This is a genomic window from Algibacter sp. (assembly GCF_049667265.1).
Lineage (GTDB): Bacteria > Bacteroidota > Bacteroidia > Flavobacteriales > Flavobacteriaceae > Algibacter_B.
In genome coordinates, this window is record NZ_JBATHX010000103.1 from 1 (window position 1) to 5,400 (window position 5,400).

The 5,400-nt window shown below is 30.4% G+C and carries 6 protein-coding genes and 1 pseudogene; all 7 read right to left on the reverse strand.

The genetic code is table 11. From position 1 onward, the window contains the following. On the reverse strand, positions 1 to 830 hold an 830-nt coding region (locus tag WBN21_RS03710), incomplete at its 3' end, for an MBL fold metallo-hydrolase (protein ID WP_424197952.1). A 74-nt stretch (positions 831 to 904) separates the two neighbouring features. Next, the gene (locus WBN21_RS03715; protein ID WP_424197953.1) at positions 905 to 1,753 is read right to left on the reverse strand and encodes an ATP cone domain-containing protein; all 849 of its coding nucleotides are present in this window, start codon (positions 1,751 to 1,753) and stop codon (positions 905 to 907) included. A gap of 74 nt (positions 1,754 to 1,827) precedes the next feature. Next, positions 1,828 to 2,262, reverse strand: a complete 435-nt coding sequence (locus WBN21_RS03720; RefSeq protein ID WP_424197954.1) for a hypothetical protein — start codon at positions 2,260 to 2,262, stop codon at positions 1,828 to 1,830. Between the two features lie 24 nt (positions 2,263 to 2,286). Continuing rightward, positions 2,287 to 3,141 carry a universal stress protein gene (locus WBN21_RS03725; RefSeq protein ID WP_424197955.1) on the reverse strand — a complete coding sequence of 285 codons (855 nt, stop codon included), beginning with the start codon at positions 3,139 to 3,141 and terminating at the stop codon, positions 2,287 to 2,289. A 73-nt stretch (positions 3,142 to 3,214) separates the two neighbouring features. Further along, positions 3,215 to 4,045 carry a universal stress protein gene (locus WBN21_RS03730; protein ID WP_424197956.1) on the reverse strand — a complete coding sequence of 277 codons (831 nt, stop codon included), beginning with the start codon at positions 4,043 to 4,045 and terminating at the stop codon, positions 3,215 to 3,217. 44 nt (positions 4,046 to 4,089) lie between these two features. Beyond that, entirely contained in the window at positions 4,090 to 4,935 is an 846-nt protein-coding gene (locus WBN21_RS03735; protein WP_424197957.1) for a universal stress protein, read from the reverse strand. A gap of 24 nt (positions 4,936 to 4,959) precedes the next feature. Beyond that, a pseudogene (locus tag WBN21_RS03740) lies at positions 4,960 to 5,400 on the reverse strand (universal stress protein); the annotation flags it as partial.

Genomic DNA, 5,400 nt, shown 5'->3' on the forward strand with positions numbered 1-5,400 from the left:
GGGCTATCGATAAAAATAGGAATATTAGGTATTTTGTTTTTTTTATAAAGTTGCCAGAGTAAATACATAAGTGTTTGCAAACGCTCAACAGCAAAACTTGGGATAATTAAATTTCCTTTTTTATGAATGGTATCATTAATAATGGTGGATAAAACTTCATCAACATTTTCAATTGCGTGCAGTTTATTTCCATACGTACTTTCAACAAATAAAAAATCGGCCCATTCTGGTTTTTTCGGATCGTCTAGCAAGTAATCATTTGGCCTACCAATATCTCCAGAAAACACAAATCGTTTCCCATTAATATCCAATTCAATGAATGTGGCTCCAATAATATGGCCATTATATTGAAAACGATAGGAAATATTTTCAGATAACTTTATCCATGTATTTTCAACTTCAACTTGAAACCGAGCTATGGTTTTTTCCGCGTCAAGCTTATCGTAAAATGGCAAAGCTGGGTTATGTTTCGTGTAATTTTCCTGATTTGCTTTTTTTGCATCTTCTTCATGAATTTTGGCACTATCAATTAAAATAATTTCGGCGATAGCCAAAGTTGGTGCTGTGCCTATAATTTTGCCAGAATACCCCTGTTTTAATAATCTGGGTAAATAGCCAACATGATCCAAATGTCCGTGTGTAAGCAAAACCACATCAATAGCTTTAACATCAACAGGTAAATTTTTCCAATTGAGTTCCCTTAATTCTTTTAAACCTTGAAACATTCCGCAGTCTATCAATATATTTCTTTCTGAAGTTTCAATCAGAAATTTTGAACCGGTAACGACACCAGCTGCACCTAAAAAATTGACTTTTACAACATTTTCCATGTTTACTGTTTTTAGTTTAAAATGATAAAAAAGCATTCATAAAGTCGCTTCAATCCAATAATGCAACCTTAAAATCAATCCATTTTATTACACAACATTTTTATTTCGTTCAATATTCTTTCCTTTCTAGTTTCAGAAACTCCAAGATGATCCAAATAAAAAGCATCGCCAATAAGCTGCCTGCATAAAACCACATCTCTGCTTAATAAAAATTGTTTTTCTCGTTTTGTTAAAAGTGTAGAAACCGTTATTGGATACAACCCTAAGCGATCTATACGGTCTTTTAATGCGTCATTTTTAGGGTAGTCCCAACTTAATAAATAAAGATTAGCACAATTACCAAACAGCAATGCATCTTCTGTAAAACGTGTATTAGTTACCACCCATCCTTTTGTGAGTTTAGTCCCATTTTTAGGATTTGCATTCCAAAATGTTTTTACATCATTATAACGCGAGTTTATATAAAGCGGAATTTTCACATTACAATTTAGCCCTTCTTCGTTATGAAATTTACATTCTATGATGGTTGTTTCATTATTTTTATGTGCTATTACATCAATTTCGTGAGTCACACATTGTCCTTGTAAAATTTTATCAATTTCGGTTTTATAACCAGAATATTCCAAAATGGCACTAATAAAACGCTCAAAAGGAAAACCAGTTGGACCTAACTCGTAAATAGCTTTTTTAAGTTTGTATTTTGAGGCTAAATAACTTTTCTTCTTTTTGAGTAATGCAAATGCTCTATTATAAATTTCCTTGGTTGAAATGCCCTGATATAACTCATCCCTAACCTTATCTATAATTTGACTAACCGTTTGCTGGTCTGCACCTGTGCTGTTTAAAGAGGCTCTTAATTTATCTAAAGAAAATTTTACTTTTTTTCCTGACGATTTAATAATATCAATTGAGTTTGTTTCCATTTTTATGTATTTATAAAAACTGCCAAAGCCAAAAAATGACTTTGGCAGCAACTAACCAACCTACTTAAAACCGACTAAGATGCCGATTTATAAAATTTTTTAACCCAAGCTTTTACTTGCCTTTTGGTCATGCTATCCGCTTTTACCACATCCTTAACTTTAGCGCCTAATTCTTTATGTTTTTCTAATAATTCTTTATTAAACTTAATACAAGTTTCAGCCGGACCAAAAAGTACTATAGCATTAGTTTCTGTTATTTCTGAAATGACTTGATTAAAGTACTTTTTAATCTGGTTCTTTTTACGTTCCAAATATTTACTTTCGTGCACAACCTCCAGCGGACCACCCTTTTTTGAAGTTCCTGAACCACCTTGTATATAAAAAGGCTCCATACGAGATAATATGGTGTTTACAGTAATATTTCCGTTATATAGGTTAACAATTATCGCTTTTTCCTTATCCAACCAAATACCGGTTTTCTTTACGTCATCGAATTTTAAATTAGACATTGTGATTTGTTTTAAATATTTTTTTTAGTTTCTTAAATCATGCATAACTAATATGGGCACTTTGGAATCAAAGCCAATTTCTTTAACCAATGGCTTACTTAAAATACTTCCAAAAAAGGCATGTTTTTTATTTATAAATGCTACCATATCACTTTCTCTACTATCAATAAAGCAACTTATAGCTACTGGTACTTCTATAGGTCCAAGGGTATGAAAAGAAAAGTCTATCTTTTCAAAATATTCCTCTAAAAGTTTTTTATTATTAAGTTGTTTTTCATCTAGTTCGTCTTCCTCAGCAACATGAAGCACTCTTATTGAAGCTTCACATTTTTCAGCAAGCTCTATTAAATGGTTTAATTCGCGTCTTTTAAAATGCGTTCTGTAACTTGTAGGGAATACAATTTCTTTTGGTAAATTATGTCTTGCCTGTTCTGGAACTACAATTACAGGGCAATTTCTCACCTTTTCCATCACATTTATAGCGGTGCTTCCATAAACTGTTTTATTGAAATTGGATTCACCTTTTGTGCCCATTACAATCATTTCAATATCCTTTTCCTCTACAATATTTCTAATCGCTTCAACGGCATTATTAAATGTTGAAATAATTTCAAAATGATGTCTTTGGTTTTTTGAATCTTTAAATGCCAGCATATCCAAAACTTTAGCTAAGCCGTTTTCAGATTTTAATTTTGCTGTTTCATATAATTCACTTCCAGGTTCCATATTAACAAGGCTATCAATAATGTTTCCTGTAGCTGTAAACACATTCAGTATATAAAAATCAACCTGATCCTTTTTGTATAATTCTATTGCGTAGTTTATAGCATGCCACGCATTTTTAGAAAAATCTGTTGGTAATAATATTTTGCGTTTCATCTCTCTATATTTTTTTTAATCAATTACTTAAATTTAAGTTAAAGATTTATTGATTACTATGATAACTATCAGCTTATTCAGGGATAACCAAAAACGGTATTTTAGGGTGAAAACCTATTTTTTTTATTACAGGTTCATTTATTATTTTTTCAATAAAACTATGTTTGTAGTTCACCATAGCTAGTATATCAATGCCGAGTTCTTCAATAAAATCATTTATTTCTGCAACTTTTTTGGCGTATTTTGGCATCCAATGAAAACTGTAATCATAATCGCTTAAATAGGTTTGAAGTTCCATTAAATTATAATCCTGAACATCATTTAAGTCATCTTCTTCGTTTATATGAACAATTCTAATTTTTGAATCATACACATCGGCTAATTGCTTTAAGGGTCTTATTTCCTTTAAGCTATAAAAACGATTATAGTCTGTTGGAAAAGCAATTTGTAACGGTTTTATAAAATTGTAATCTTCCGGAACAATTAATACTGGACAATTTCTAATGTGCTGTACAACATGCACCGTATTACTTCCAAAGAAAAATTCTCGTGCACCCGTTGATCCTTTTGTACCCATAACAATTAAATCTATTTTCCATTCTTCAATGGCCTTTTTTATAGCTTTATTTAATTCTTGCGGACTTAAAATTATTTGAAAATCGTGATTGGCATTACCATTATTAACTTCAACCAAATCCTTCATTTCTAATAACTCTTTAAGCGCATTATTTTTTATAGTTTCTGTGACCTTGTTTGAAAGGTTAGATAAAGTTGACACTTTTATGGCTGTTGAATGTAAAAGATAAAAAATACATTCAACATCTTTATACAACTGTAATGCATAACCTATAGCACTCCAGGAATTATCTGAAAAATCTGTGGGTATTAATATGGCTCGTTTCATCGGTTCTAGGTTTTAATTGTAAGAGAACATTTGAAAAATTCAGTTTATTTTTCCGTTGCCGGAATTACTAAAAAAGGAATATTTAAATGAAATCCTATTTGATTAATGGTGGATTTAAAGAACAAATTCTCGAAAAAAGAATGCTTATTATTAATCATAATCAACAAGTTAATGCGCATTTTTAGCTGAAAATTATTTATGGCATCAGCAACATTTTGGTTACTTACGCTATGAAATAAATTTGAAGTGTCTTTAAAATAAGCCTCAAGTTTTTGCTTGTTTTCTTCTTGTAATTCTGTTAAATCATAACCATAAGACACATTTAATACATTCACTCTAGTTGTATAAAGTGATACCAAATCAATAATAGGTTTTATATGATGGTCTTGATAATCAATATCATAATCTGTTGGAAATAACACTTCGTGTGGCTTTTCAAAATCAAAATCACTTGGTATAGCAATTATTGGGCATTTTACACTTTTAAAAACATGCACCGTGTTCGAGCCAAATAAAATTTCTTTTGCTCCAGTAGCTCCTTTAGTTCCCATTACCAAATAATCGATAGCTTTCTTATCTACAACCTCTTTAATTTCTGAAATTAGCGTATTAAAACTTGAAATAATTTCAATATTATGATTAGGTTTTTTATAATTATCAAGTATTTTATCTTTAAAATCATTTAATTGTCTTAAAGATTCATTCCGCACGGCATCTACCATACCAAATTGAGCTGGTGCTACCAACACGTATTCCACTTGATAAACTGCGGGCGTATAAGTATTTAATAAATAAAAATTACAAGTTTCATTTTTAAACAACTGCAATGCATAAGCTATAGCATTCCAAGAATTTTCAGAAAAATCGGTGGGAAGAAGTATATTTTTCATGGTCATTATTTTTTAAATTATGTATTAATCACGACTTATATTTTGCAAGGCTAAAAACGGAATATTCAGGTTTAAACTCAACTCATCAATGGTTGATTGGTATAAAATATTTTCGAAAAACGAATGTTTTGTATTAACCATCACCAGTATATCTGTATTATTTTCTTTAATGTGCTTGTAAATAGCATTTACAATATGTTTGCTATTATCAACCTTAAAGTTTATACTGTTTTTACACAATTCATCTTGAATAAATTTTTTATTATCGGTTTGTCTTACGGATAGTTTACTGCTTTTTGAAATGTATAACATATCGATTATAGCTCTATAAGGAAAGACCATTTCGCAAACCAATTTAAGCTCACGTCTTTTATAAGGAATCATGTAATTTGTTGGAAACAGGATGTGTTTTGGCTGTTTATATTTGTAGTTTACGGGAATAGCCATTACAGGACATTGCACATA